Source organism: Streptomyces lunalinharesii, from assembly GCF_039532155.1.
Taxonomy (GTDB): Bacteria; Actinomycetota; Actinomycetes; order Streptomycetales; family Streptomycetaceae; genus Streptomyces; species Streptomyces lunalinharesii.
Map to the genome: position 1 here is coordinate 43977 of NZ_BAAARK010000020.1, position 26582 is coordinate 70558.

The 26582-nt window shown below is 74.2% G+C and carries 22 protein-coding genes; 6 read left to right on the forward strand and 16 right to left on the reverse strand.

Annotation, left to right across the window (positions count from 1 at the left end):
* Positions 1–69 precede the first annotated feature (69 nt).
* The 13 genes from htpX to ABD385_RS26500 form a co-directional block, all read right to left on the reverse strand.
* Complete coding sequence (gene htpX, locus ABD385_RS26440) at positions 70–939, reverse strand: zinc metalloprotease HtpX (RefSeq protein WP_344580589.1); 870 nt, start codon at positions 937–939, stop codon at positions 70–72.
* A gap of 222 nt (positions 940–1161) precedes the next feature.
* The gene (locus ABD385_RS26445; protein ID WP_344580591.1) at positions 1162–2685 is read right to left on the reverse strand and encodes an NADH-quinone oxidoreductase subunit N; all 1524 of its coding nucleotides are present in this window, start codon (positions 2683–2685) and stop codon (positions 1162–1164) included.
* Positions 2685–4274 (reverse strand): complex I subunit 4 family protein, encoded by a 1590-nt coding sequence (locus tag ABD385_RS26450; RefSeq protein ID WP_344580836.1) that lies wholly within the window; start codon positions 4272–4274, stop codon positions 2685–2687. Before ABD385_RS26450 ends, ABD385_RS26445 begins: the two co-directional genes overlap by 1 nt.
* 113 nt (positions 4275–4387) lie before the next feature.
* Entirely contained in the window at positions 4388–6385 is a 1998-nt protein-coding gene (locus tag ABD385_RS26455; protein WP_344580593.1) for an NADH-quinone oxidoreductase subunit 5 family protein, read from the reverse strand.
* Positions 6382–6759 (reverse strand): NADH-quinone oxidoreductase subunit NuoK, encoded by a 378-nt coding sequence (gene nuoK / locus ABD385_RS26460; RefSeq protein ID WP_344580595.1) that lies wholly within the window; start codon positions 6757–6759, stop codon positions 6382–6384. Before nuoK ends, ABD385_RS26455 begins: the two co-directional genes overlap by 4 nt.
* Entirely contained in the window at positions 6759–7349 is a 591-nt protein-coding gene (locus tag ABD385_RS26465; protein WP_344580596.1) for an NADH-quinone oxidoreductase subunit J family protein, read from the reverse strand. Before ABD385_RS26465 ends, nuoK begins: the two co-directional genes overlap by 1 nt.
* Positions 7346–7933 carry a NuoI/complex I 23 kDa subunit family protein gene (locus tag ABD385_RS26470; protein ID WP_344580597.1) on the reverse strand — a complete coding sequence of 196 codons (588 nt, stop codon included), beginning with the start codon at positions 7931–7933 and terminating at the stop codon, positions 7346–7348. The genes ABD385_RS26465 and ABD385_RS26470 overlap by 4 nt, the downstream gene beginning before the upstream one ends.
* Entirely contained in the window at positions 7934–8899 is a 966-nt protein-coding gene (locus ABD385_RS26475; protein WP_344580598.1) for a complex I subunit 1/NuoH family protein, read from the reverse strand.
* Entirely contained in the window at positions 8896–10167 is a 1272-nt protein-coding gene (locus tag ABD385_RS26480; RefSeq protein ID WP_344580600.1) for an NADH-quinone oxidoreductase subunit C, read from the reverse strand. Before ABD385_RS26480 ends, ABD385_RS26475 begins: the two co-directional genes overlap by 4 nt.
* Complete coding sequence (locus ABD385_RS26485; RefSeq protein ID WP_344580602.1) at positions 10164–10793, reverse strand: NADH-quinone oxidoreductase subunit B; 630 nt, start codon at positions 10791–10793, stop codon at positions 10164–10166. The genes ABD385_RS26480 and ABD385_RS26485 overlap by 4 nt, the downstream gene beginning before the upstream one ends.
* Positions 10784–11185: an NADH-quinone oxidoreductase subunit A gene (locus tag ABD385_RS26490; RefSeq protein WP_016573332.1), complete on the reverse strand. Its 402-nt coding sequence runs from the start codon at positions 11183–11185 to the stop codon at positions 10784–10786. Before ABD385_RS26490 ends, ABD385_RS26485 begins: the two co-directional genes overlap by 10 nt.
* A gap of 270 nt (positions 11186–11455) precedes the next feature.
* Positions 11456–13324: a CpaE/TadZ family protein gene (locus ABD385_RS26495; RefSeq protein WP_344580605.1), complete on the reverse strand. Its 1869-nt coding sequence runs from the start codon at positions 13322–13324 to the stop codon at positions 11456–11458.
* Positions 13325–13511: 187 nt separating this feature from the next.
* Complete coding sequence (locus tag ABD385_RS26500; RefSeq protein ID WP_344580607.1) at positions 13512–14654, reverse strand: secretion protein snm4; 1143 nt, start codon at positions 14652–14654, stop codon at positions 13512–13514.
* A gap of 147 nt (positions 14655–14801) precedes the next feature.
* Between ABD385_RS26500 and ABD385_RS26505 the strand changes: the two genes are divergently transcribed.
* The 6 genes from ABD385_RS26505 to rarD all read left to right on the forward strand — a co-directional run bounded on the left by ABD385_RS26505 (position 14802) and on the right by rarD (position 23237).
* Positions 14802–16040, forward strand: a complete 1239-nt coding sequence (locus ABD385_RS26505) for a sensor histidine kinase (RefSeq protein ID WP_344580609.1) — start codon at positions 14802–14804, stop codon at positions 16038–16040.
* Between the two features lie 191 nt (positions 16041–16231).
* On the forward strand, positions 16232–17620 hold the full coding sequence (locus ABD385_RS26510) for a sensor histidine kinase (RefSeq protein ID WP_344580612.1): 1389 nt from the start codon (positions 16232–16234) through the stop codon (positions 17618–17620).
* A gap of 326 nt (positions 17621–17946) precedes the next feature.
* On the forward strand, positions 17947–18606 hold the full coding sequence (locus tag ABD385_RS26515; protein WP_344580839.1) for a LuxR C-terminal-related transcriptional regulator: 660 nt from the start codon (positions 17947–17949) through the stop codon (positions 18604–18606).
* Between the two features lie 307 nt (positions 18607–18913).
* Entirely contained in the window at positions 18914–20866 is a 1953-nt protein-coding gene (locus ABD385_RS26520) for a 2-oxoacid:acceptor oxidoreductase subunit alpha (protein WP_344580613.1), read from the forward strand.
* Positions 20859–21953, forward strand: a complete 1095-nt coding sequence (locus ABD385_RS26525) for a 2-oxoacid:ferredoxin oxidoreductase subunit beta (protein WP_344580617.1) — start codon at positions 20859–20861, stop codon at positions 21951–21953. Before ABD385_RS26520 ends, ABD385_RS26525 begins: the two co-directional genes overlap by 8 nt.
* A gap of 243 nt (positions 21954–22196) precedes the next feature.
* Positions 22197–23237, forward strand: a complete 1041-nt coding sequence (gene rarD / locus ABD385_RS26530) for an EamA family transporter RarD (RefSeq protein WP_344580618.1) — start codon at positions 22197–22199, stop codon at positions 23235–23237.
* Here rarD and ABD385_RS26535 read toward each other — a convergent pair.
* The 3 genes from ABD385_RS26535 to ABD385_RS26545 all read right to left on the reverse strand — a co-directional run bounded on the left by ABD385_RS26535 (position 23227) and on the right by ABD385_RS26545 (position 26527).
* Complete coding sequence (locus ABD385_RS26535) at positions 23227–24117, reverse strand: ABC transporter permease (RefSeq protein ID WP_344580621.1); 891 nt, start codon at positions 24115–24117, stop codon at positions 23227–23229. The genes rarD and ABD385_RS26535 overlap by 11 nt on opposite strands.
* Complete coding sequence (locus ABD385_RS26540; protein WP_344580623.1) at positions 24104–25126, reverse strand: ABC transporter ATP-binding protein; 1023 nt, start codon at positions 25124–25126, stop codon at positions 24104–24106. Before ABD385_RS26540 ends, ABD385_RS26535 begins: the two co-directional genes overlap by 14 nt.
* 129 nt (positions 25127–25255) lie before the next feature.
* Positions 25256–26527, reverse strand: a complete 1272-nt coding sequence (locus ABD385_RS26545) for a LolA family protein (RefSeq protein ID WP_344580625.1) — start codon at positions 26525–26527, stop codon at positions 25256–25258.
* Positions 26528–26582: the final 55 nt, after the last annotated feature.

The window sequence follows — 26582 nt, forward strand, 5'->3', positions numbered from 1 at the left end:
GTGGTGGTTCCGCCGTCGTAGACGCGAGTGGTGCCGGGAAACGTTGCGTCGTTCGGGGGCCGGTCGGTTTCAGGGGTGGTGGTGGCCGGCCATGCGTTCCAGTCGGGCGATCCGTTCGGGCATCGGCGGGTGGGTGGAGAAGAGCCGGGAGAGGCCCTCGCCGGGGCGGAACGGGTTGGCGATCATCATGTGGCTGGCGGTCTCCAGGCGGGGCTCGGGCGGCAGCGGGAGCTGCTGGGTGCCCCGTTCCAGTTTGCGCAGGGCGGAGGCCAGCGCGAGCGGGTCGCCGGTGAGCTGGGCTCCGGAGGCGTCGGCCTGGTACTCGCGGGAGCGGCTGACGGCGAGCTGGATCAGCGAGGCCGCGATCGGGCCGAGGAGCATGATCAGGAGCGTGCCGAGGAGGCCGGGGCCCTCGTCATCGTCGTCGGAGCGGCCCATCGGGATCAGCCAGGCGAAGTTGACCAGGAACATCACGACCGAGGCCAGGGCGCCCGCGACGGAGGAGATGAGGATGTCGCGGTTGTAGACGTGGCTGAGCTCGTGGCCGATGACGCCGCGCAGCTCGCGCTCGTCGAGGATCTGGAGGATGCCGTCGGTGCAGCAGACCGCGGCGTTGCGGGGGTTGCGGCCGGTGGCGAAGGCGTTGGGCGCCTGGGTCGGGGAGATGTACAGGCGCGGCATGGGCTGGCGGGCCGTGGTCGAGAGCTCGCGGACCATGCGGTAGAGCTGGGGCGCCTCGAACTCGCTGACCGGGCGGGCCCGCATCGCGCGCAGGGCGAGTTTGTCGCTGTTCCAGTACGCGTAGGCGTTGGTGCCCACGGCTACCAGGACCGCGACGACCAGTCCCGTACGGCCGAAGAAGCTGCCGATGACGATGATGAGTGCGGACAGTCCCCCGAGGAGTACGGCGGTCCTGAGCCCGTTGTGCCGGCGGTGCACGGTACGCCCTCCAAGTGGTGCGGCAGGGGAACCCTTTGCTTCGTTTCTCCACTCTCCAGTGGACCCTTACTCACTGGTCAACGCGAGATGAGCAGGGGTGGTTCCCCGGGCCGTGCCTGGTGGCGGGCGGCGGGGGTGCGGCCGGCGGGGAGACCGTCCGGGGGCGCCGGACGGCGGGGCCGTGCGGCCCCACGGCCCGGGCCGTGGGGCGCGGCGGCGGTCCTAGAGGAGGGCGCCGGCGGCGAAGCGGAGGACGAGCTGGGGGGCGCCGGAGAGGGCGACGCCCAGCACGGTGGCCAGGGCCAGGGCGGTGGTCAGGGCCGCCGGGATCGGGGCGCGGGACGGTCCGGCGGGCTCGCCGGCCGGGGCCTCGGCGGGCCGGAAGAGGAGCGCGGTCCACTGGAGGTAGTAGTAGAGCGCGATGACCACGTTCACGGCCATGACGACGGCGAGCCAGCCCAGTCCGGCGTCGACCGCGGCCGAGAAGACCGTCACCTTGGCGAACAGGCCGATGATGCCCGGCGGCAGGCCCGCCAGGCACAGCAGGAAGAAGCCGAGGGCGAGCGCCACCAGGGGGCGGCGGTGGTAGAGGCCCCGGTAGTCGACCAGGCGGTTGGCGGGGCTGGTGCGGGCCACCAGGGCGGCGACGGCGAAGGCCCCGAGGTTCACCGCGGCGTACATCAGGGCGTAGGCGACGGTGGCGCCGACGGCGTGCGCGGGGTCGTGGGCGTAGCCGGCGGCGGCGATCGGGACCAGCAGGTAGCCGGCCTGGCCGACGGAGGACCAGGCGAGCAGGCGGACCGCGCTGTGGGTGCGGGCCGGGTCCTGGCGGAGCGCGGCGACGTTGCCGACGGTCATGGTGAGCGCGGCGAGCACGGCCAGCGCCGGGCCCCAGACGTCCGCGTACGCGGGGAAGCCCTGGACGGTGACCAGGATCAGGCCGGAGAAGCCGACGGCCTTGCCGACCACGGAGAGGTACGCGGCGATCGGCAGCGGCGCGCCGACGTAGGTGTCCGGCACCCAGAAGTGGAAGGGGGCGGCGGCGGTCTTGAAGGCGAAGCCGACGAGGGTGAGCGCGACGCCGGCGCTGGCCAGGGTGGCCAGGCGGGGGTCCGGGAGGGCGGCCAGGGCGTGCGCCACCCGGGAGAGGTGCAGGCTCCCGGTGGCCGCGTAGACGAAGCTCACGCCGAGCAGCATCACGGCGGTGGCGGCGACCGAGGAGAGGAAGAACTTCAGCGCCGCCTCGGAGGAGAGCCGGTCGCCGCGGCGCAGCCCGACCAGGGCGAAGGCCGGCAGCGAGGCGACCTCCAGGGCGATGACCAGGGTGGCCAGGTCCCGGGAGGCGGGCAGCAGGGCGGCGCCGGCCGCGGAGGACAGCAGCAGGAACCAGTACTCCCCGGCGGGCAGGTCGTGGTCCTTGAGGACGTCGATGGACAGCAGCGCCGTCAGGAGCGCGCCGCCGAGCACCAGGAACTGGACGATCAGGGTGAAGTGGTCGGCGACGTAGCTGCACGCCTCGGGGGTGCCGGTCAGGCAGAAGGTGCGGCGGTGGCCGTCCAGGAGGGGCAGCAGCAGGAGCGCGGAGGCGGCCAGGCCGGCGGTGGCGAACCAGCCCAACAGGGGCTTGCGGGCGGCCGGGAGGAAGAGGTCGGCGACCAGCACCACCAGGGCGACGGCCGCGGTGAGGGTGGGCGGGGCGATGGCGACCCAGTCGACGGACTGGACCAACGAGGTGACCTGACTCATCACTTACCGCCTCCGAGGAGCTGCTGGACGGCCGGGTTCGTGAGGCCGAGGAGGGCCGCGGGCCACAGTCCGGCGAGGACGGTGAGGACGGCGAGGGGGCCCCAGGCCGCGTATTCGTAGCCCGCGAGGTCAAGGAGGGCGGGGGCGGTGGCCGGCCCGCCGGCCTCCGTCGGGGAGGTCGGGGCCTTGAGGGTGCCGCCCATGCAGATCCGGCGGACCACCAGCAGCAGGTACGCGGCGGTCAGCAGGGTGCCGAGGCCGGCCAGTGCCATGAACGTCAGGAACGCGGGGCGGCTGAGGCCGGCTGCCGGGGAGAACGCGCCGAACATCGCCAGCATCTCGCCCCAGAAGCCGGCCAGTCCGGGCAGGCCCAGGGAGGCCACCGCGGCGAAGGCGAGCAGGCCGCCGAAGCGCGGCGCGCGGCCGTAGAGGGCGGCGCCGGTGGTGCCCGCCAGGGTGTCCAGGTCGGTGCTGCCCAGGCGGTCCTTGAGGCCGCCGACGAGGAAGAAGAGCAGGCCGGTGATCAGGCCGTGCGCGATGTTGGCGAACAGCGCGCCGTTGATGCCGGTGGGGGTCATGCTGGCGATGCCGAGCAGGACGAAGCCCATGTGGCCGACGGAGCTGTAGGCGATCAGCCGCTTGAGGTCGCCCTTGGCGCCGGTGCGCACCAGCGCGAGGCAGGCCAGCGAGCCGTAGACGATGCCGACGGCGGCCAGCGCGGCGAGGTACGGCGCGACGGTGTGCAGGCCGTCGGGCGTGATCGGCAGCGCGATCCGCACGAAGCCGTAGGTGCCCATCTTCAGCAGGACGCCGGCCAGCAGCACCGAGCCGACGGTGGGGGCGGCGGTGTGCGCGTCCGGCAGCCAGCTGTGCAGCGGCCACATCGGCGACTTGACGGCCAGTCCGATGCCGACGGCGAGCACCGCGACGAGCTGGACGGTGTGGCTGAGCTGGGCCTTCGGCCCGTTGTCAGTGGCCAGTGCGACCATGTCGAAGGTGCCGGATTTCAGCCCGATGAGGAGGAGGCCGAGCAGCATCACGACGGAGCCGAGCAGCGTGTAGAGGATGAACTTCCAGGCCGCCGCCTGCCGTCCCGCCCCGCCCCAGCGGGCGATGAGGAAGTACATCGGGATGAGGACCATCTCGAAGGCGAGGAAGAAGAGCATCAGGTCCAGCACGGCGAAGGTCGCCAGGGTGCCGGATTCCAGGACGAGGAGCAGCGCCACGAATGCCTTGGGGGACGGGCCCGTTGGCATCTTGAAGTAGCTGTAGACGGCGCAGAGGAAGGTCAGCAGCGCGGTCAGGACGACGAGGGGGAGGGAGATGCCGTCGACGCCGAGGTGGATGCGGATGCCGAGCGCCGGGATCCAACTGAGGTCGGTGGTGGCCTGCATACGCGCCGGGTGAGCGTGGTCGAAGCCGACGGCCAGGGCGAGGGTCGCGGCGAACACCACGCCGGTGACGGTCACGCCGTGGCGCAGCACGGCCTGGTCCGGGTTCTTCCCCTTCAGGCCGGGCGGGGCCGGCAGCAGCGCGGCGAGCGCGCCGACGAGGGGGAGGACGACGGAGCCCGCGAGGAGGATCTGCAGGGCGGTGTGGTTCACGGGTCAGGCCCTCCTCAGGGTTTCGGCTCCGGCGGGGCCGGCCACGGGGACTGCCGGCTGGGGGTGCGGGGGGCGGCCCCCGGGGGATGGCGGCACGGTCAGGCTCCCGTGCCCGTGGCGACGAGGACGGCGGCGATGCCCAGGACCAGCGCACCGGCCAGCAGCGCGCCGAGGTAGGTCTGCACGTTCCCGGTCTGGGCCCGGCGGACGGCGGCGCCCAGCCAGCGGGGGGCGGCGCCCGCACCGCTGACGTAGGTGTCGACGACGGCGCGGTCCAGGAAGCGGACCAGTTCCGCAGCGCCGCGGACCGGCTTGACGAACAGCGCGGAGTAGACGGCGTCGAGGTGGAAGCCGGCGGCCGCGTGGCGGTGCAGCGGGCCGAGGAGGAGCCGGCCGGGGTCGGCCGGGTCCGGGGCGCCGGCGGCGTCGCCGTAGGCCGGGGGGTGGGTGACGATGGCCAGTTCCTCGGCGAGCGCGGGCGTGGCGTCCTCCGCCACGACGACCGCGCCGAGCGGGGCGCGGGCGGCGAGGGCCTTGGTGTGGCGCCAGGCGGCGTAGGTGATCAGGCCGCCGACGAGGGCGACGCCGGTGCCCAGCACGGAGGTGGTGGCGGTCGGGACGAGCGAGCGCCCGTCGAACCAGGCGGGCAGGAGGGGGGCGGTCAGTCCGAAGCCGACGGTGGGGACGAAGAGCACCCACAGCATGGCGGTCATGGCCAGCGGCTGGCGGCCGTGGTCGGGGACCTCCGGGCCGCTGCCGCGGAAGACCAGCAGCCACAGCCGGGTGGCGTAGGCGGCGGTGAGGAGGGCGGTGACCAGGCCGGAGACCAGCACGGTCCAGCCGGCGGCGCCGGGGATGCCGGCCGCGTGGCCGGTGGCGGCGTGCTCGGCGGCCCCCAGGACGGCCTCTTTGGAGAAGAACCCGGCGAACGGCGGGATGGCGGCCAGCGCGAGCAGCGCGACGGCCAGCGTCCAGGCGGCGTCCGGGATCCGGCGGGCGAGCCCGCCCATCCGCGACATCGCGGCGAGCGAGTTGGTGCCCGCGGCGTGGATGACCACGCCCGCGCCGAGGAAGAGCAGGGCCTTGAACGCGCCGTGCGACAGCAGGTGGAAGACGGCGGCGCCGCGGTCGCCGACGGCCAGCGCCCCGGTCATGTAGCCGAGTTGTCCGACGGTCGAATAGGCCAGCACGCGCTTGATGTCGTCCTGGGCGAGCGCGGCCAGCGCGGAGCCGACCATGGTCACCGCGGCCAGCACCGCGAGCACGACCAGCGCCGCGGCGGAGGCGGCGAAGACCGGGAGGAGCCGGGCGACGACGTAGACGCCGGCGGCGACCATCGTCGCGGCGTGGATGAGCGCGGAGACCGGCGTCGGGCCGGCCATCGCGTCCGGGAGCCAGGTGTGCAGCGGGAACTGCGCCGACTTGCCCGCGACGCCGGCCAGCAGCAGCAGCGCGATCAGCGTCGGGTGGTGCAGGCCGTCGCGGGCGACGTGGCCGAGGATGCCGGTGATCCGGAAGGTCCCGGTGTCGGCGGCCAGCGCGAAGATGCCGAAGAGGAACGGCACGTCGCCGAGCTTGGTGACGAGGAACGCCTTGAGCGAGGCGGCGCGGGCGGCCTCGGTCTCCCAGTAGTGGCCGACCAGGAAGTACGAGCAGATGCCCATGACCTCCCAGCCGACCAGCAGCACCATCAGGTCGCCGGTGTAGACGACCAGCAGCATCGCGGAGGTGAACAGCGAGACCAGCGCGGCGTAGGAGGGGTAGCGCGGATCGTCGCGCAGGTACGCCGTGGAGTAGACCTGCACGCAGGTCGCGACCACCCCGACGAGGACGGCGATCAGTGCGGCGAAGCCGTCGACGTGCAGCGCCAGGTCGATGGGGAGCGAGCCGGTCGGGGTGAGCCGGGTGGCGACGTCGGTGGCCGGGCCGCCGCCCTGGCCGACGGCGACGGCGACGGTCAGCACCGCGGCGGCGAGCGTCGGCAGCACCGCCAGCGGTCGGACGAAGCCGGGCGAGCGGCGGCCCATGAGGAGGCCCGCGACGGCCCCGAGGAAGGGCAGGAGGGGAACGAGTACGGCGGTGGTCGTGAGCGTCACGCGGTGGCCTCCGCCCCGGTGTCCGGCTGCGCCTCGCGCGACCCGGCGGCGCCGTCCGGCCCGGCCGGCTGCTCGGCGAGGTCGCGGAGCCGGTCGATGTCGGAACTGCCGCGGTTGCGGTAGACGAGGAGCACGATCGCCAGCCCGATGCCGATCTCGGCGGCGGCGACGGCGATGGTGAAGAGGGTGAGCGCCTGGCCGCCGTGCAGGGCGTCGCGCAGCCAGACGTCGAAGGCGACGAGGTTGAGGTTGACGGCGTTGAGCATCAGCTCGACGGACATCAGCACCAGGATCGCGTTGCGGCGCGCGAGCACGCCGTACAGGCCGGTGCAGAAGAGCAGGACGGCGAGGACCGCCGGATAGGCCAGGTGCATCAGTGCCGCTCCTCCCCCGCGGCGGGGGCCGAGGTCTCGGCGGCGCCCTTGGCATCGCCGCCGCGGCGGGACAGCACGATCGCGCCGACCAGCGCGGCGAGCAGCAGGACGGAGAGCGCTTCGAAGGGCAGCACCCAGAAGCGGAACAGGCTCTGCCCGGAGACCTCGGCGGAGCCCTGCACCGTCCCGGCGAGGTCGATCCAGGTGGCACGGAAGGCGTCGACGACGACCCAGACCAGGGCCGCGGCCGAGGCCCCGGCCACCGTGAGCGCGGCCCAGCGGTTGCCCGAATCGGCGTCCGGGGACGGGCCGATGGGCGCCTTGGTGAGCATCAGCCCGAAGAGCAGCAGCACGACCACCGATCCGACGTAGATCAGCACCTGCACCCAGGCGATGAACTCGGCGGTGAGCAGGAGGTACTCCACGGCGACCCCGCCGAGGGCGACCACCAGCCACAGGGCCGCGTGCACCAGCTGCCGGGAGGTGACGGTCAGCAGCGCCGCGCCGAGCGTGGCGATGCCGACGAGGACGAAGGCGATCTCGACGCCGGTGGGCGACAGGAAGCCGTGGCTTGCGGCGGCGAGCGTCACGTTCCCTCCCCGGTGGTGTCGGTGGCGTTGTCGGCGGGCGGCGGCTCGGCGGCCGCGGCGGCCTGTTGGGCGGCGAGCTTGTCCGCGGCCTTGTGGGCGGCGGCGATCTCCTTGGGCTCTTCGGCCGCCGGGTCCAGCGCGGGCGGTTCGGGCACCGTCCACATCCACTCGCGCAGCTTGTCGCGCTCGTGGGTCAGGTCGCGGATGTCGGTCTCGGCGTACTCGAACTCCGGCGACCAGAACAGCGCGTCGAACGGGCAGACCTCGATGCAGATCCCGCAGTACATGCACAGGGCGAAGTCGATCGCGAAGCGGTCCAGCACGTTGCGGCTGCGTTCGCGGCCTCCGGGGGCGGCCGGCGGCACCGTCTCCTTGTGGGAGTCGATGTAGATGCACCAGTCGGGGCACTCGCGGGCGCACAGCATGCAGACCGTGCAGTTCTCCTCGAACAGCCCGATGACGCCGCGGGCGCGCGGCGGCAGGTCGGGTTGGGCGTCCGGGTACTGCGCGGTGACGGACTTCCGCGTCATGGTGCGGAGCGTGACGGCCAAGCCCTTGGCCAGACCGGAACCGGGGATACCCATTTAGGAGATCACCACCTTGACGACGCCGGTGAGGGCGATCTGGGCGAGCGCGAGCGGAATCAGGACCGTCCAGGCGAGCTTTTGCAACTGGTCCTCGCGCAGCCGCGGGTAGGTGACCCGCAGCCAGATGACGACGAAGCAGAGCGCCACGGTCTTCACCAGCGTCCACAGCCAGCCCAGGCCGTCGGCGCCGAACGGGCCGTGCCAGCCGCCCAGGAAGAGGACCGCGGTCAGGGCGCTGAGCACGACGATGCCGGCGTACTCGGCGAGCAGGAAGAGCGCGAAGCGCAGTCCGGTGTACTCGGTGTACGCGCCGAAGATGATCTCCGAGTCGGCGACCGGCATGTCGAACGGCGGCCGTTGGAGCTCGGCGAGCCCGGCGGTGAAGAACACCACGCCGCCGATGAGCTGCCACGGCACCCACCACCAGTGGAAGGCGTCGAGGATGCCCGGCAGCGACAGGGTGCCGGCGGCCATCGCGACGGACGCGGCGGCCAGCAGCATCGGCAGTTCGTAGGCGAGCAGTTGCGCGGCCGTCCGCAGGCCGCCGAGCAGGGAGAACTTGTTGGCCGAGGCCCAGCCCGCCATCAGGGAGCCGAGCACGCCGACGCCCATCACCGCGAGCACGTAGAAGACGCCGGCGTCCAGGGCCTGCCCGACGGCGTTGTGCGGTCCGACCGGGATGGCGATCATGACCAGGAGGTACGGCAGCAGGGCGACCGCGGGCGCGAGCTGGAAGATCCGCCGGTCGGCGCCGCTCGGAACCACGTCCTCCTTCTGCGCGAACTTCACGCCGTCGGCGACGAGCTGCGCCCAGCCGTGGAAGCCGCCCGCGTACATGGGGCCGAGCCGACCCTGCATGTGGGCCATCACCTTGTGCTCGGTCTGGCCGATGACCAGCGGGAACACCAGGAAGACGACGAAGACGGCGAGCAGGCGCAGCACCAGGGCGAGGGTGTCGCTCACGGGGTGTCGCCTCCTTCGGGTCGTTCGTCGGGCTGCTGCGGGGCGGGCTCCGGTGCCGGGGCCGGCTTCCGGGGCGCTTCCGACTCCGGCTCCGGCTCGGGCTTCGGCTCCTTCGCCGGTTCCGGTCCAGGCGCGGCTTGTGGCGCGTCGAAGGCCGGGCGGGCGTGGTGCCAGGGCGCGTCGGAGGAGCGCGGGGCGGCCGCGGCGGACGCGGTCCCGGCGTCAGTGGTGCCCCCGGGTGCCGCGTCGTCGGGTGCGGTGTCCTTGGGCGCGGTGTCCTTGGGCGCGGTGGTCTCGGACGTGTCCTTGGGCGCGGTGGTCTCGGGGGCGGCCGCCTGCTGGCTGGCCGAACCGTCGCTCGCCGAGCGGGCGCGCCGGGCGGGCCGGTCCGGGCGGGCGGCACGGGCGGGGCGCTCGACCGGGGTGCCGGCCGGCGCCTCGGTGGCTGGGGCCTCGGGGGCCGGGGTCTCGGGGGCCGGGGTCTCGGGGGCCGGCGTTCCGGTGGCCGGGGCCTGCTGGCTTGCCGAGCCTCCGCCGGCGGTGCGGGTCCGCCGGGCCGGGCGCTCGCCGGCGGCACCCGCCGCCCGCGCGCCGCGGGCCGGCCGCGCCGGGGCGGACGGCAACTGCCCCTTGAGGGGGCCCCATTCGTTGGGGTCGGGCACCCCCGGGGGGAGCATCTGCCGCCGCTTGGGCCCGCCGTGCTCGGACTCCCCCGGCTCCTTGGCGCCGGGCCACGCCTTCGCGACCCGGGCCGCGAGCACGAAGTCCTTGCGCAGCGGATGGCCTTCGAAGGCGTCCGGCAGCAGCAGCGGCACCAGGTGCGGGTGGCCGGTGAAGTCCACGCCAAACATCTCGTGGGTCTCCCGCTCGTGCCAACCGGCACCCGCGAACACGCCCACGGCAGTGGGCAGCACGGGCGCGTCGTGCGGCACGGTGGTCCGCACGAGCAGCCGGCGCACGGTGCCGCGGCGGGCCACGTCGGCGAGGTGGACGCAGATCCGAAAGCCCGTGCCGGGCTCGTCGACGGCGCTCAACCAGTCGAAGTAGGTGCAGCCGAGGTCGTCGCGGGCGACGGTCAGCGCGGTGAGCCAGGCGTCCGCCGGGACGTCGACGGTCAGCAGGTCGTACGCCAGTTCCGCGGTGGCGCCGGGGCCGAAGAGCTCGCCGGCCGGACGCGGCAGCCAGCCGACGGGCGCCTCGACGGCCGCGGCACCCGCCCCGGCCGGTTCCTCGGACGGGACCGCCGGCTGCTCGGGCTGCTCGGTCATCGGGGGTCCTCCCCCGCGGCGGTGGACGCGGCCGGCCCGGGGGCGGCCGGCGGGGTCACCAGGCCGCTGCGCAGCGCCGCGGCGGACGGCCGGGCGGAGCGCCCGTAGCGCTCGGCGAGCGACTCGCGGGCGATCTTCTCCTGGAGCTTGAGGATGCCCTGGAGCAGCGCCTCCGGGCGGGGCGGGCAGCCGGGGACGTAGACGTCCACCGGGATGATCTGGTCGACGCCCTTGGTGACCGCGTACGAGTCCCAGTACGGGCCGCCGCAATTGGAGCAGGCGCCGAAGGAGATGACGTACTTCGGCTCGGGCATCTGCTCGTAGAGCCGCTTGACCGCGGGCGCCATCTTGTCGGTGACGGTGCCGGAGACGACCATCAGGTCGGCCTGGCGCGGACCGGGCGCGAACGGGATCACGCCGAGCCGGATGAAGTCGTGCCGGGCCATGGACGCCGCGATGAACTCGATGGCGCAGCAGGCCAGGCCGAAGTTGAAGACCCACAGGCTGTAGCGGCGGCCCCAGTTGAGGACCACCTTCATGGGTTCGGGCGCCAGCCGGGCCAGCGCGCCGAGGCGCCGCGGCTCCGGCAGGAACTCGGGGGCGGCGGAGGCGGGGGTCACGTCCATTCCAGGACGCCCTTCTTGTACGCGTAGAGCAGGCCGATGGCGAGGAAGCCGAGGAAGACGAACATCTCCACCAGCGTCACTCCGCCGAATCCAGGAGCGGCGAAGACCGTGGCCCAGGGGAAAAGGAAGATCGAGTCGACGGCGAAGACGACGTAGAGGAAGGCGTAGACGTAGTAGCGGACCTGGGTGTGCGCCCAGCCCTCGCCGACCGGATCCACGCCGCACTCGTACGTCAGCAGCTTCTCGGGCGTGGGCACGACGGGTCGCAGCAGTCGCCCGGCCCCGAAGGCCACGGCGACGAACAGCACTCCGACCACGGCGATGATCCCGACGGCCGAATAGCCCTGGAAATAGTCCGCGGCGACGGTGGTGCGTACGGTCGCGTCCGGCACGTCCGCCCCTCGCTCCCTGACTGCGCTTCTTGAAACGACTTTTACACGATCTGTACGGACGGGAGTCTAGGCCCTGCCCCGGCCGCCTTGAGAAGCCACATGATCGCGGTCGGTGGGGTTGTCCCCACTTCGCCCTAACTGGGTGGCCGGCAGCGTAGACGGCCGGTCCGGTCGTCTCACGAGGTGTCTCACTGACCGGACGGCAACCGTCCGCCTGGCGGGACGGCGAGCGAGCGGGGCGGGCCGGGAGGGGCCCGGGACGGTCTCCGCTCAGCGCGGGGTGCCGCCGCCGTAGGGGTTCCGGGGATCGGTGGGCGGGAGCGGCGCGAGGTGCTGCGGGTGCGCCTGGGGCTGGGGATGAGGCGTCAGGTGCGGAGCGCCCGGGGGGCGCACCGGCGGCTGGGGGTAGCCCTGGGGGGCCGGCGCCGAGTGGGGGTGGGGCGCCGGGGCGGGCACCGGGGCGGGGTGGCCCCCGCGGGGCGGCGCCCCCTGGCCGGTCGGCTGCGGCGGCTCCTGGTGCGGCGGCCGGCGCCGGGACCCGTCCCGGGAGACCGGCCACTCCATGACCTCGGCCGCGATCCGGGCCGCCGCCTCCCGCGTGCGGGCCCCCAACAGCTCGCTGCGGATGGCGCCGCCCGCCGCCAGGTGGCGGTCGTAGGGCAGCGGCAGCACCGCCGCGCCGCCGGCGCCCAGGTGCGCGGCGGCCTTGCGGACGTCGACGCCGCTGTCCGGCGAGGAGTGGGTGAGCACCACGACCGTGGTCGGCAGCAGTCCGCGGTGCAGGCTGCCGACCCAGTCCAGTACGGAACGGGTGGCGGCCACGCCCTCCGGCGTCGCCGGGGTGACCACGACCCGGGCCTGGGTCGTCACCAACGCGGTGCGGGCCACTTCGGCGGGCAGCGTCTCGCAGTCCACGACCGTCGCGGCGAAGTGCCGGCGCAGCGTGGTCATCACCACCCGGTAGGTGTCGAGGTCCAGGCGGGTGCCGATGGCGCCCTGACTGCCGGGGAGCAGCCAGCCGCCGCCGGCGAACGGGAGGAGGTAGCCGGTCAGGTCGGTGATCAGCATCGACGGGTCGAGGATCTGCGCGAGGTCGCCGCTCGACCAGCGGACCTCGCGGGCGCCGAGCCGGTGCGGGAGCGTGCCCAGCGCCGGGTCGGCCTCCACGGCGAGGACCGGGTCGGGGCGGTAGTGGGCGAAGGTCAGCGCGAGCAGGGCGGCGACGGTGGACTTGCCCGCACCGCCGCGGATGCTCGACACCGCGATCTGCCGGCCGCTGCTGACCGGTTGCTGGATGGCGGCCGCGGCCTGGGTGACGGCCGCGGTCTCGGCGGCGGGCGAGGACGCGAAGACCCGGCGCAGGGCCCGGCCCGCGCGCCGCGCCAGCGGATCGCCGCGACGCGGCCGCGGCTGCCCGTCGGCCAACTCCGGCGGCAGCAGCGGCACGGAGAGCGGCGTGCGGGCGGGCAGCCCGGTGCGCCCGTAGTGCCCGGGGGCGGGCGCCGACGCGGCGGTGGGCGCGGGGCCGGCGGGGGCGACCGACGGGGGCAGGGGGCCGGTGGCCGGCGGGACCGGGCCGGCGGGCGTTACGGGGCCCGGCACGATGGCGGTCGGCGACAGCGGGGCGGCTGGGGGCGGAGCGGCGGGTGCGTAGGGCGTGACGGGTACGTAGGGAGCGGTGGGTGCGTAGGGAGCGGCGGGTGCGTTAGGTGCGGCTGCCGGTGCAGCTGTCGGCGCGGGCCCGGCGGCCGGCGGCGGTGCGGCGGCGGGTGCCGGTGCCGGGTCGAACGGGGACGGCTCGAACGGGGACGGCTCGGCGACGACGGGCAACGGGCGGGTCGGGGCCGAGGCCGGAACGGGAGCAGGAGCGGGAGCGGGTGCCGGGGCGGCCGTCGGCATCGGCACCGCGGCGGGCAGGGCACCCGGCGCACCACCGGCCGCCGCCACGCCGCCCGAACCGGCCGCCGCACCGGTACCGGCCGGAGCCGCAGCGCCCATGGCACCGGCACCGGCACCACCGGCGGCTCCTGCCACCGGGCCGCCGTTCACCGCGCCCACCGCGCCCCGCACGCCCGCCGCATCCGCCGGACCGCTCGCACCGTCCGCACTCACCGCGCCCACCACGCCCTCCGTCGTCACCCGGTCCTCACCCCCGCCCCGTCATCGCCGCCCTTGTAAGCCCCTGCGTTTCGAACTCCCGGGCCCGGCCGGAACGTTCCGGCCCGGTCGGGTCTTCACAGGATGCACCCGTCGTCCCCCCTCGTCCCCGGCCGCCTCCCGGGCCTCCCCAGCTTCCGAAGCCCCCGTCCCCCGCCCGTCCACTCCGTCAGGAGCCGCCCAGCAGCGGCCCGTACAGCCCGAACGCGCCGAGGCCGACGGGGATCAGCGCCACCATGCTCACCGCCTCCACGCGGTCCAGCCAGCGCCGCAACCGGTTCCGCAGCGGCTCCGGGAGCCGGACCGCGCGCGACACCACCGGGACGGCGGCCAGGAGCCCCAGTGCGGCCAGCGCCGGCCCCGGGGCCCCGCCGTCCGTCGCGCAGAGCAGCACCAGCCGCACGCAGACGGCTGTTCCGGCGGCGAGCAGGGCGACCACCTCGGCGGCCAAGGGGTAGGCGCGGGCCCGGGAGAACAGCACGAGGGCGAGCAACAGGGCGGTGAGCACCGTCCAGGGCCCGGCCTCGCCCGCCGCGAGGACCCCGGCCGCGCCGGCCGAGGCCGCCAGCGCCACGGTGGCCGGGGCCAGCCCGCGGTGGGTGGCGGCGAGCGCGGCGGCCACCTGGTGGCGGCTGACCGGGGTGCCGCCGGCGTGCCGGTCGTCCAGCCCGGTCAGGCCGGCCGCGCGCAGCGCCAGCCGGGGCAACGCCCCCAGGGCCAGGAGGGAGAGGAAGCCGAGCGTGACGCCGGTGCGGACCGGGTCGGTCACGGCCAGCAGCAGTTCCCAGCAGGCCACCGCCAGCGCGACCGCGGCCGCGCCGGTGAGCCCGCCGCGCCCCAGGCCGGTGCGGAGGCCGAGCAGGGCCAGCGCGACCGCGGCGGCGAGTCCGGTGGCGGCCAGCCGGGCGGCCCCGCCCGGGGTCGCCTGCCAGGAGGCGAGGACGCCGAGGGCAGTACCGGAGAGCAGGAGGGCGGCGCCGGCGGTCCGCTGCTTGGGCACCGCGGTCAGCGCGGTGCCGCCGGCGGCGGCCACGACGGCCACGACGGCCAACCAGAGGGCGGCTGCGGTGCCGTACCAGGTGGCGGCGCAGCTCCCGACGACCGCGGCGAGCAGTCCGCTGGCGGCCACCGCGGTCCGGTCGCGGCTGCACTCGTCCCAGCACCGGCCGCCGGTGTCCTGGGGAGCGGTCGGGCCGCACCGCGCCGCGGCGGGTCCCGCCGGGGCCGGGGTCCGGCCGTGGTCGGCGCGCTGTCCGGGGGCCGCATCCGCACCCGTCGTCGCACTCGTCATGTCCACGCGGCCGTTCTGCACCGCAACACCATACGGGCCCGGCGGCGCACCCTGTCCACAGCGTCCCGCGCCAATCCGGACCGCCGTGCGCGGGGTGGGGCAAACCCCCCGCCCACCACCCGACGCACCCCATGGCAGAGCGGCACGGAGCCCGGCAAGCTGGGGCACATGACGGAAAGTTCCCAGCTCGCTGCCGACGCCGACGCCACCGACGGGGTGTCGCTCCCGCCACCGCGGCCACCACTCGACGCGTCGACCTGGCGGGAGATCGGCCACCTGCTGGTCAACCTCCCGCTGGGCCTCACGGCGTTCGTGGTGCTGGTGGTGTGGCTGACGTTGGGCATCGGCCTCTCCGTCACGGTCGTCGGGCTGCCGCTGCTGGCCGCGGGGCTGACGGCCTGTCGGCTCTACGGGAAGCTGGAACGGGCCCGGGCACGCGCCTGGCTCGGGGTCTCCGTCGCCGAGCCCAGCCCGCTGCGACTACGGGAGCGCGGCTTCTTCGGCTGGCTGTGGGCGCACCTGAAGGACCCGGTGGCCTGGCGGCACGCGCTGTTCGCGGTCATCCGGCTGCCATGGGGCGTCGTCACCTTCTCGGTGGTCCTCACCGCGCTGTTCGTGGGCTGGCCGGTGTTGCCGTGGTTGGCGCGCTGGCTGTCCAACGTGGACCGGGCGATGGTGCGGGGACTGCTCTCGCCCTCCGACGAGTTGGAACGCCGGATCGCCGAGCTGGAGTCGGACCGCGGGGCGGTGGTCGACACCGCCGCCGCCGACCTGCGGCGGATCGAACGGGACCTGCACGACGGCGCCCAGGCCCGCCTGGTGGCGCTCGCCATGGGCCTGGGCCTGGCCAAGGAGAAGCTGCTGGAGGGCCAGGCCGACGCGACCGTGGCGGCGATGGTGGACGAGGCGCACGGCGAGGTGAAGCTGGCCCTCCAGGAACTGCGGGACCTGGCCCGCGGCATCCATCCGGCGATCCTCACCGACCGCGGGCTGGGACCGGCGCTGGCATCGCTCGCCGGGCGCTGCACGGTGCCGGTCACCACCTCCGTGCACCTCGCCGAGCGGCCCGCGCCGGCCATCGAGGGCATCGTCTACTTCACCGTCTCCGAACTGCTCCAGAACGTCGCCAAGCACAGTGCGGCGCGGGGGGCGTCGGTGGAGGTGTGGCGCTCCCGGGACCGGCTGCTGATCCAGGTGCAGGACGACGGCAAGGGCGGCGCACGGCTCGACGGCGGCAGCGGGATGACCGGGCTGGCCGACCGACTGGGCGCCGTGGACGGGCTGTTCGTGCTGGATTCGCCGGCGGGCGGGCCGACCCGGGTCACGGCGGAGGTGCCGTGGCGGCCGCGGCCGGAGGCCGGCGCCGGGCCCCGGACCGGGCGGGGTCGGGGCGCCGGCGGACGCTGAGCGGCCCGCCCGCCGCCGGGGTGGGGAAAACCCCCGGCCGAAGACTGCGAGCAGCTTCATGGCCCGGGCGGCGGCGGGCCGCGACCCTGGACGGAGCCGGCAGGGGCCGGCCGGAACCACCGCCGGACCGCGCCGCGCAGCGGCACCGCCCCGGCACCGGACGCCACGGCAGAACGGACGGACTTCGAGACATGGACACCGCGTACTCCGCGCACCGCGCCCACCCCCCGCGGCCCGGCGGCCACCGGGTGCCCGCGGGCCTGCGCGCCCCGTTCTCCGGGCGCACCTGGCGGGAGTTCCTGCACCTGTGCCTGAGCCTTCCGGTGGCCTGCGTGGCGTTCGCCTACGCGGTGACCCTGGTCGGGCTGAGCGCCGGGTTGCTGATCACGTTCCTGGGCGTGCCGGTGCTGGCCGGCGGGCTGCTGGGGGCGCGCGGGCTGGGCGCCCTGGAGCGGGCCCGGGCCGCGGCACTGCTGCGGCTGGACGTGCCCGCCCCGGAGCCGCTGCGCCCCGCGAAGCCGGGCCCGATGGCGTGGATCGCGGCGGTGCTCAAGAGCGGCGCGTCCTGGCGGCACCTGCTCTACGCGTTCGTGCTGTTCCCCTGGGCGCTGTTCACGTTCGTCTTCGCGCTGACGTTCTGGGCGGTGGGCTGGTCGCTGCTGACCTTCCCGCTCTGGTACTGGATCGTGCCCTCGTACACCGGGCTGCCCGGCATCCAACTGTGGGGGGACGGGGGCACCGTCCTCTACGCGAGCCCGACCGTGTCGGCCATAGTGAGCGGGGCGTGCGGGCTGCTGATCGTGCTGGCCGGGCCGTGGGTGTTCCGCGCGCTGACCCAGGTCGACCGGCTGCTGGTGCGCGGACTGCTGGGGCCGTCGCCGCTGGCCAACCGGGTCATCGAGCTGGAGTCGGACCGCGGGGTGGTGGTCGACACCGCCGCCGCCGACCTGCGGCGGATCGAACGGGACCTGCACGACGGCGCCCAGGCCCGCCTGGTGGCGCTGGCGATGGACCTGGGCCTGGCCAAGGAGAAGCTGGCCGCGGACCCCCAGGCGGCGGCGCGGATGGTGGACGAGGCGCACGGCGAGGTGAAGATCGCGCTCCAGGAGCTGCGGGACCTGGCCCGCGGCATCCACCCCGCGATCCTCACCGACCGCGGGCTCGGCCCGGCCCTGTCCGCGCTGGCCGGCCGCTGCCCGGTGCCGGTCACGGTCCACGTGGACCTGACGCGCCGCCCCGCACCGGCCATCGAGGGCATCGCCTACTTCACCGTCTCCGAACTGCTCCAGAACGTCGCCAAGCACAGCGGCGCGGACCGCGCGACGGTGGACGTCTGGCACGACGGGGACGACCGGGCCGACGGACCCGCCGGCTCCCCGGAGGCGGCCGGAACCGGCCGACCGGCGGGGCGGCTGATGCTCCTGGTGTCGGACGACGGCCGGGGCGGCGCGACCACCGAGTCCGGCGGCGGCCTGACCGGCCTCGCCGAACGGCTGGGCTCCGTCGACGGCCTGCTCGTCGTGGACTCCCCCGCCGGCGGCCCGACCGCCGTCACCGCCGAGCTGCCCTGGCGCGGCTGACCGCCCGGGCGACAACCGCCGCGCGGTGGGCCGGGACGGGGGTCCGACCCACCGCGCCACCCGCTACCACCCCGCCGCACCACACCCGCCGCACCTTTGATCCCCCAGCCACCCACACCTTCAGCTCCACACCCACCCACACCTCTAGCTCCTCACCCACCCACACCTCTAGCTCCTCGCCCACCCGCCCCGTTTCCCCCTCACCCACCCGCCCTGTTTCCCCCTCACCCGCCCGCCCCGTTCCGGATGCTGGAATGCTGGGGCCCGGCAGGCTGGACCGTGTGGAGCGTGGGGGGAATGTCGTCGTGGTGGACGTGGAGGACAGCGTGCGGGTGGTCATCGCCGAGGACTCGGTGCTGCTGCGAGAGGGTCTGACCCGATTGCTGACCGACCGCGGGCACGAGGTCGTGGCCGGCGTGGGGGACGGCGAGGCGCTCCTGAAGACCGTCGCCGACCTGGCCGGCGCGGGCACCCCGCCGGACGTGGTGGTGGCGGACGTGCGGATGCCGCCGACCCACACCGACGAGGGCGTGCGGGCCGCGCTCCGGCTGCGCCGGGACCACCCCGGGATCGGGGTGCTGGTGCTGTCGCAGTACGTCGAGGAGCAGTACGCCACCGAGCTGCTGGCCGGCTCGACCCGGGGCATCGGCTACCTGCTCAAGGACCGGGTCGCCGAGGTGCGGGAGTTCGTCGACGCGGTGGTCCGGGTGGCCCGCGGCGGCACCGCGCTGGACCCGGAGGTGGTGGCCCAGCTGCTCAGCCGCAGCCGCAAGCAGGACGCGCTGGCGCACCTGACCCCCCGCGAGCGCGAGGTGCTGGGGCTGATGGCCGAGGGCCGCACCAACTCCGCGATCGCCCGGCAACTGGTCGTCAGCGACGGCGCGGTCGAGAAGCACGTCAGCAACATCTTCCTGAAACTGGGGCTGACGCCGAGTGACGGGGATCACCGACGGGTGCTCGCGGTCCTCACCCACCTCGACTCCTGACGGCCTGGCACCCTGCCAGATGTCACCGATGTGCGGATCTACCGATCCTCGGAGCCCTGGTCGTAGAACCATGGCCCTAGCACCAATGGACGAGACCGGTGCGGTAGGGAAACAGGGGGGACGGGGACAGTGATTCGATGACGAACCAGGACAGAACGGTGTCTCATCTCGGCGTCCACGATGTGGCTGCCCCAGGGAAGGGCACCCTTACCCAAGTACGATGGTTATGGGACAACCGGTCGGTACGACACGTCCCACGCCCTGCGTCCGGCGGGGATGCCGCACCCCTTGAGGGAGGTCCGAAGCAGTGACCAGCCAGGTCAGTAGCACAGCCGAGCAGGCCGACGGAGCGCTAGTCGGGGAACAGCGCACGTCCGGCGACGGCGGCCCGGGCAAGGAAGTCCGGCGCCTGGACCGGGTGATCATCCGGTTCGCCGGCGACTCCGGTGACGGTATGCAGCTCACCGGTGACCGTTTCACGTCCGAGACGGCGTCGTTCGGCAACGACCTGTCGACGCTGCCCAACTTCCCCGCCGAGATCCGGGCCCCCGCCGGAACCCTCCCGGGCGTCTCCAGCTTCCAGCTGCACTTCGCCGACCACGACATCCTCACCCCCGGTGACGCACCCAACGTCCTGGTGGCGATGAACCCGGCCGCACTGAAGGCCAACATCGGCGACGTGCCGCGCGGCGCCGAGATCATCGTCAACACCGACGAGTTCACCAAGCGCCCGATGGCGAAGGTCGGCTACGAGACCAACCCGCTGGAGGACGGCTCGCTGTCGGCGTACCACGTCCACCCGGTGCCGCTGACGACGCTGACCATCGAGGCGCTCAAGGAGTTCGGGCTCTCCCGCAAGGAGGCCGAGCGCAGCAAGAACATGTTCGCGCTGGGCCTGCTGTCGTGGATGTACCACCGGCCGACCGAGGGCACTGAGAAGTTCCTGCGGGCCAAGTTCGCCAAGAAGCCGGACATCGCCGAGGCGAACGTCACCGCCTTCCGGGCCGGCTGGAACTTCGGCGAGACCACCGAGGACTTCGCCACCTCTTACGAGGTCGCGCCGGCCACCACCGCCTTCCCCACCGGCACCTACCGCAACATCTCCGGCAACCTCGCGCTCTCCTACGGCCTGATCGCCGCCGCGCGCCAGGCCGACCTGCCGCTGTACCTCGGCTCGTACCCGATCACCCCGGCCTCCGACATCCTGCACGAGCTGTCCCGGCACAAGAACTTCGGCGTGCGGACGTTCCAGGCGGAGGACGAGATCGCCGGCATCGGCGCGGCGCTGGGCGCGGCGTTCGGCGGGTCGCTGGCGGTCACCACCACCTCCGGCCCGGGCGTCGCCCTGAAGTCGGAGACCATCGGCCTCGCGGTCAGCCTCGAACTCCCGCTGCTGATCGTCGACATCCAGCGCGGCGGCCCCTCGACCGGCCTGCCCACCAAGACCGAGCAGGCCGACCTGCTCCAGGCGATGTACGGCCGCAACGGCGAGGCACCGGTGCCGATCGTGGCGCCGAAGACCCCGGCCGACTGCTTCGACGCGGCGCTGGACGCGGCCCGGATCGCGCTCACCTACCGCACCCCGGTCTTCCTGCTCTCCGACGGCTACCTGGCCAACGGCTCGGAGCCCTGGCGGATCCCCGAGGTCGACCAACTCCCCGACCTGCGCGTGCAGTTCGCCACCGGTCCCAACCACCAGCTGGCGGACGGCACCGAGGTGTTCTGGCCGTACAAGCGCGACCCGGAGAGCCTGGCCCGCCCGTGGGCCGTCCCCGGCACGCCCGGCCTGGAGCACCGCATCGGCGGCATCGAGAAGCAGGACGGCACGGGCAACATCTCCTACGACCCGGCCAACCACGACTTCATGGTCCGCACCCGCCAGGCCAAGGTGGACGGCGTCGAGGTCCCCGACCTGGAGGTCGACGACCCGGCGGACGAGTCCGGCGCCGGCGCGCGCACCCTCGTCCTGGGCTGGGGTTCGACGTACGGGCCGATCACCGCGGCGGTCCGACGGGTCCGGGGCGCCGGGGAGCACATCGCCCAGGCGCACCTGCGCCACCTCAACCCCTTCCCGGGGAATCTGGGCGAGGTCCTGGCGCGTTACGACAAGGTCGTCGTGCCGGAGATGAACCTCGGTCAGCTCGCCATCCTGCTGCGCGCCAGGTATCTCGTCGACGCGCGCTCGCACACCCAGGTCAGCGGGATGCCCTTCAAGGCGGAGCAGCTGGCGGAGGTCTTTAAGGAGGCCATCAATGACTGACACGGTCTCGGAGAAGCCCTCCCAGATCGAGGCGCTCTCCCTGGTGCCCAAGGCCACGGCGAAGCAGTCCATGAAGGACTTCAAGTCGGACCAGGAAGTGCGCTGGTGCCCCGGTTGCGGTGACTACGCGGTCCTCGCCGCCGTCCAGGGCTTCATGCCGGAGCTCGGCCTGGCCAAGGAGAACGTCGTCTTCGTCTCCGGCATCGGCTGCTCCTCCCGCTTCCCGTACTACATGAACACCTACGGGATGCACTCCATCCACGGCCGCGCCCCGGCCATCGCCACCGGCCTGGCCTCCTCGCGCCGCGACCTGTCGGTCTGGGTGGTCACCGGTGACGGCGACGCGCTGTCGATCGGCGGCAACCACCTCATCCACGCCCTGCGGCGCAACGTCAACCTCAAGATCCTGCTGTTCAACAACCGGATCTACGGGCTGACCAAGGGCCAGTACAGCCCCACCTCCGAGGTCGGCAAGATCACCAAGTCGACGCCGATGGGCTCGCTGGACGCGCCGTTCAACCCGGTCTCGCTGGCGCTCGGCGCCGAGGCGTCCTTCGTGGCCCGCACCGTCGACTCCGACCGCAAGCACCTCACCTCGGTGCTGCGCGCGGCCGCCGCCCACCCGGGCACGGCACTGGTGGAGATCTACCAGAACTGCAACATCTTCAACGACGGCGCCTTCGAAGCCCTCAAGGACAAGGAGCAGGCCCAGGAAGCGGTGATCCGGCTGGAGCACGGGCAGCCGATCCGGTTCGGCGCCCTGGCCCCCGACGGCTTCGGCTCCAAGGGCGTGGTCCGTGACCCCGCCACCGGCGACCTCAAGATCATCGATGTTCGGGAGGAGGGCACCGACGGGGTCCTGGTGCACGACGCGCACAACCCCTCCCCCACCACGGCGTTCGCCCTGTCCCGGCTCGCCGACCCCGACACCCTGCACCACACCCCCATCGGTGTGCTGCGCGACGTCGACCGGCCGGTCTACGACACGCTGATGTCCGAGCAGCTGGACACCGCCGTCGAGCAGAAGGGCAAGGGCGACCTGGCGGCCCTCCTCGCCGGCAACGACACCTGGACGGTCGTCGGCTAGCAGGTCCCGGGCCGGGTTCCGGCCGAACCTCCCGCGGGTGTCCGCGGGGAGCGCACCGCCGCTCCCCGCGGGCACCCGCTCGGCGTTCGCGGACCCGGCCGAGGTCGCGCCCGCGCCGCCCGTGCGGTCCACCGCCCCGACCCTTCACGCCCCTGTCATGACCGTCTAACGGAACGGACATGACAGGAGGGGCGGACGGCGCTACCTTGCACAGGATCGACCCCGTGCGACCTGGAGGGCCCCTTGCCGCCTCGAACCGACCAACGCGCCGGCCTCGTGTACGGCCTCGCCGCCTACACGATGTGGGGCCTGCTACCGCTGTACTGGCACCTGTTGGACGCCGCGGCACCGGCCGAGATCCTGGCCCACCGCATGCTGTGGTCGCTGCCGGTCGCGGTGATCATCCTGGCGGCGCTGCGCCGCTGGTCCTGGATACGCCCGCTGCTGCGGCAGCCCAAGCGGCTCGGACTGGTCCTGGTCTGCGCCGTGGTGATCTCGCTGAACTGGTTCCTCTACATCTGGGCGGTCAACACCGGGCACGTGCTCGAAGCCTCGCTCGGGTACTTCATCAACCCGCTGGTCAGCATCGCCTTCGGGGTGCTGGTGCTGCGCGAACGACTGCGGCCGCTGCAGTGGACCGCGGTGGGCGTCGGCACGCTGGCCGTCGTGGTGATGACCGTCGCCTACGGCCGGATGCCGTGGATCGCGCTCGGGCTGGCCCTGTCGTTCGCGACGTACGGGCTGGTGAAGAAGGGCATCAAGCTCGACGGCATCGAGGGCTTCAGCGCCGAGACCGCCTTGCAGGCGCTGCCGGCGCTGGGCTATCTGGTCTTCCTCGGGGTGCGCGGGCAATCCGTCTTCGTCACCGGCGGGACCGGGCAGGCCCTGCTGCTCGCGGCGTGTGGCATCGCGACCGCGGTGCCGCTGATCTGCTTCGGCGCCTCCGCGGTGCGGCTGCCGCTGACCACGGTCGGCATGCTCCAGTACCTGGCCCCGACCTTCCAGTTCCTGCTGGGGCTGACGGTCTTCGGCGAGCGGATGCCGCCGGAGCGCTGGGCCGGCTTCGCCCTGGTGTGGGCCGCGCTGGTGCTGCTGACCTGGGACGCGCTGCAGACCGCCCGGCGGGGGCGCGCCGCACTGGCGGCCGCCGGGGCGCGGGCGGGCGAGGCCGTCGCGGCCGAGGCGGACCGGACCGCGCGGCCGATGCCGGCGGAACGCCCCGGCCCGGCCCCGGACGCCCGGGCGGCCGACCCGAAGGCCGCGCCCGGCACTGTCACGCCGTGACGTCGCGGGTGGTGAACCGCGCCCAGGCCGCCGAGCCGAACACCACCGCGTAGAGCGCCTGGAGGCCCAGGTCCCGCTGGATCCCGTCCCAGTAGACCGGGTCGCGGAGCAGGTCGGCGAAGGACAGCCAGTAGTGCGGGAAGAGGTACGGCTGGAGGGCCTGGAGCTGCGGTATGCCGTCGAGGATCTGGGCGGTGAGCACCAGGCCGACCGTCGTGGCCATGGCGGCGACGCCGCTGTCGGTGAGCGTGGACACGAACAGCCCGAGGGCCGCCACCCCGAGGAGGGAGAGCGCCACGACCCCGGCGATGGCCAGGGCCCGCAGCAGCCCCTCGCCGAGGGAGATGGACGTCCCCGACAGCAGCGTCACGTCCCCCAGCGGGAACAGCAGCGCGCCGGTGGCCAGTGCGGACAGCGCCACGACGAGCGTGCCGGCCAGGCAGAACGCCACGACGGTGCCGAACTTGGCGAGCAGCAGCCGGCCGCGGCCGGCGGGCGCCACGAGGAGGTAGCGCAGCGTCCCGGTGTGCGCCTCGCCGGCGACGGCGTCCCCGGCGATCACCCCGACCGCCATCGGCAGGAACACCGGCAGCGTCACCGCGAGGGCGGTGAAGACCAGGAAGAGGCCGTTGCCGGCGACCGCGGTGAGGAACGCCGGCCCCCGGCCGTCGCCGCCCCCGGACCGCCCGGCCTGGATCCGGACCGCGACGCCGACCAGGACCGGCACGGCCGCCAGCACCGCCAGCAGCACCAGGGTGCGCCAGCGCCGGAAGGTGGTGCCGAGTTCGCTGCGCAGCAGGTCCGCCGACCACGACGGCCGGCGGCGGGCCGCCTGCGGTGCCGTTCCGGCCGGCGGTGCCTGGCCCTCAACCCGCGACATCGAATCCCTCCCCGGTGAGCCGGACGAAGACGTCCTCCAGGGACGGTCGTTCGGTGCCGAAGGCCCGGACCCGGACCCCGGCGCGGACCAGTGCGGCGTTCAGCTCCGCCGGGTCCGGCGGGGGCGCGCCGTCCGGGAGCGCCGCGGGCAGCTCGCCGCCGACCCGGTCGCCGTCGGCCCGCAGGCCCCGCAGGCCGTGCTCCTTCAGGACCCGGACCGCGTCGGCCGGATCGGGGGTGGTCACCGTCAGCCGGCCCCGGCCGCCGTCCGGGCCCAGGACGGCGGCGGTGAGCCCGGCGACCGGGCCCTGGGTGACCAGCCGGCCCCGGGCCATCACCGCGGCGTGCGTGCAGACCTGCTCGATCTCGTCGAGGAGGTGGGAGGAGAGGAAGACGGTGGTGCCGTCCGCCGCCAACTCCCGCACCAGGGCGCGGATCTCCCGCATGCCCTGCGGGTCCAGGCCGTTGGTCGGCTCGTCCAGCACCAGCAGCTCGCGGGGTTGGAGCAGGGCGGCGGCCAGCCCCAGGCGCTGCTTCATGCCGAGGGAGTAGGCGCGCGCCTTCTTGCCGGCAGCGGCGGCCAGGCCGACCCGCTCCAGCGCCCGGCCCACCCGCTCGGTGCGGGTGCGGGGGTCGGCGGCCGGGTCGGCGGCGTCGAACCGCCGCAGGTTGTCCCGCCCGCTCAGGAAGCCGTAGAGCGCCGGCCCTTCGATGAGGGCGCCGACCCTGGGGAGCACCTCGCGGACCGCGCCGGGCATCGGCCGACCGAGCACCCGGGCGGTGCCGGCGGTCGGCTCGATCAGCCCCATCAGCATCCGGATGGTGGTGGTCTTGCCGGAGCCGTTGGGCCCGAGGAAGCCGAAGACGCTGCCGCGCGGCACGGCGAGGTCCAGCCCGTCGACGGCGGGGCGCGCGCCGCGGTAGGTCTTGGTCAGCCCCCGGGTCTCGATCACCCGGTGCTCATCGTGTGGTGCCGCGCGCCCGTCGTCCGCGGCGGGTGGTGGTGGCACGTTCTCCCCCAACTCCTCGTGTGCGGTGGCCTTCGGGCCGCCGGTCGGGCGCGCGGCGGACCGCCTACGGGCCGCGCCGCGCCCTCCGAGCCGGAGGTGCGGCGCGGCCCGGTCGCCGGCCGTGGAGCGTTACTTCTTCGCGGCGTCGGCCGCGGCGATCAGGGCCTGCTTGTCGACGGCGCCGACGTAGACCGTCCCGTCGTCGGTCACCAGGGCGTTGACCAGGCGGGTGCTGAAGACGTGCCCGGAGCCGAAGCCGCCGGTCACCTTGGTGCCCAGGCTGTCCAGGAACTTCCCGGCGTCGCCCTTGAGCTGGTCCTTGCCGCCCGGACCGCCGGCGCCCTTGAGGGTGGCGACAGACGTCCAGCCCTTGCCGACGACGTCGAACCCGCCGAAGCCCTTCGCGCCGTTGTGCTCCGGTGCACCCTTGGCGCCCTTGAGGTCCTTGAGGTCCTTGCCGTGCTGGCGGGCGGCTTGCTGCGCGGCCTGGTCGCCGTTGACGACCTTGGCGCCCTTGGGCGGGGTGAAGGAGAAGCTGTCCGCCGCCGGTCGGGCGAAGTCGACGCGGGTGTAGCCGACGTCGATCGCGGCCGGTCCGCCGCTCTTCGGGGTGAGGGTGAACTTCAGCGGAACGCCGTTGGCGGCGTCCACCGCGACCCGGATCGAGCCGACCGTGGAAGCGGCCTGCCGGGGCTTGATGACGAGCTGGTAGGCGTCCCGCCCGGCGACCTTGGCGGTGTCGCCGACCGTCACCGAGGTGGTGTCGCCGGCCGCCTTCAGCGCCTGCTGGGCGAGCTGCTGCGGGGTGGCGCCCGTCAGGCCCTCGGGCAGCCCCTCGGGCGCACCGTGCTGCGGGCCGCGGTGGGCGTCCCGGGGCGCGGTGTGGTGTACGGCGCTGTTGCTGCCGCTGTCGTACGCCCAGACGTCCGTGCCGTTGTGGATGAGGGTGTAGTCGGCGGAGGTGCCGACGAGCGACACCCGCTGCTTCTCGGGGCCGTCGACGGCGACCCGCAGGGTGTGCGTACCGGACGCCAGCTCGGTCAGCTTGCTCTGCGGCGACGCGGCGCCGCCCGCACCCTTCTCGGCGCCGCCCTGGCCGCCGCCGAAGCCGCCGACGCCCGCACCGCCCGGCAGGCTGGGCAGGCCGAGGTCCGTGGTGACCTGGACCGTGCCGGACAGCTGCTGGACGTCGGACTTGGCGATCTTCGCTATCAGGTCCTGGGCGGAGATCTTCGGCAGGTCCGGCGAACCGGAACCGGCGAACGCCGGGACCAGCCCGATCGTCGCGGCCGCCACCCCCGCCACCGCGACCGGCACGGCGTACCGCACCGCCTTGCGACGCTTCGCGGAGCGTCCCCCGTCCCATTCCCCGGTGACCTCGGTCGGTTCGTTCCGTGGCATCTGGCCTACCTCCGTGGTGTGCGGCGGTGCTGGGTCGTCCACTCGTCCACCCGCC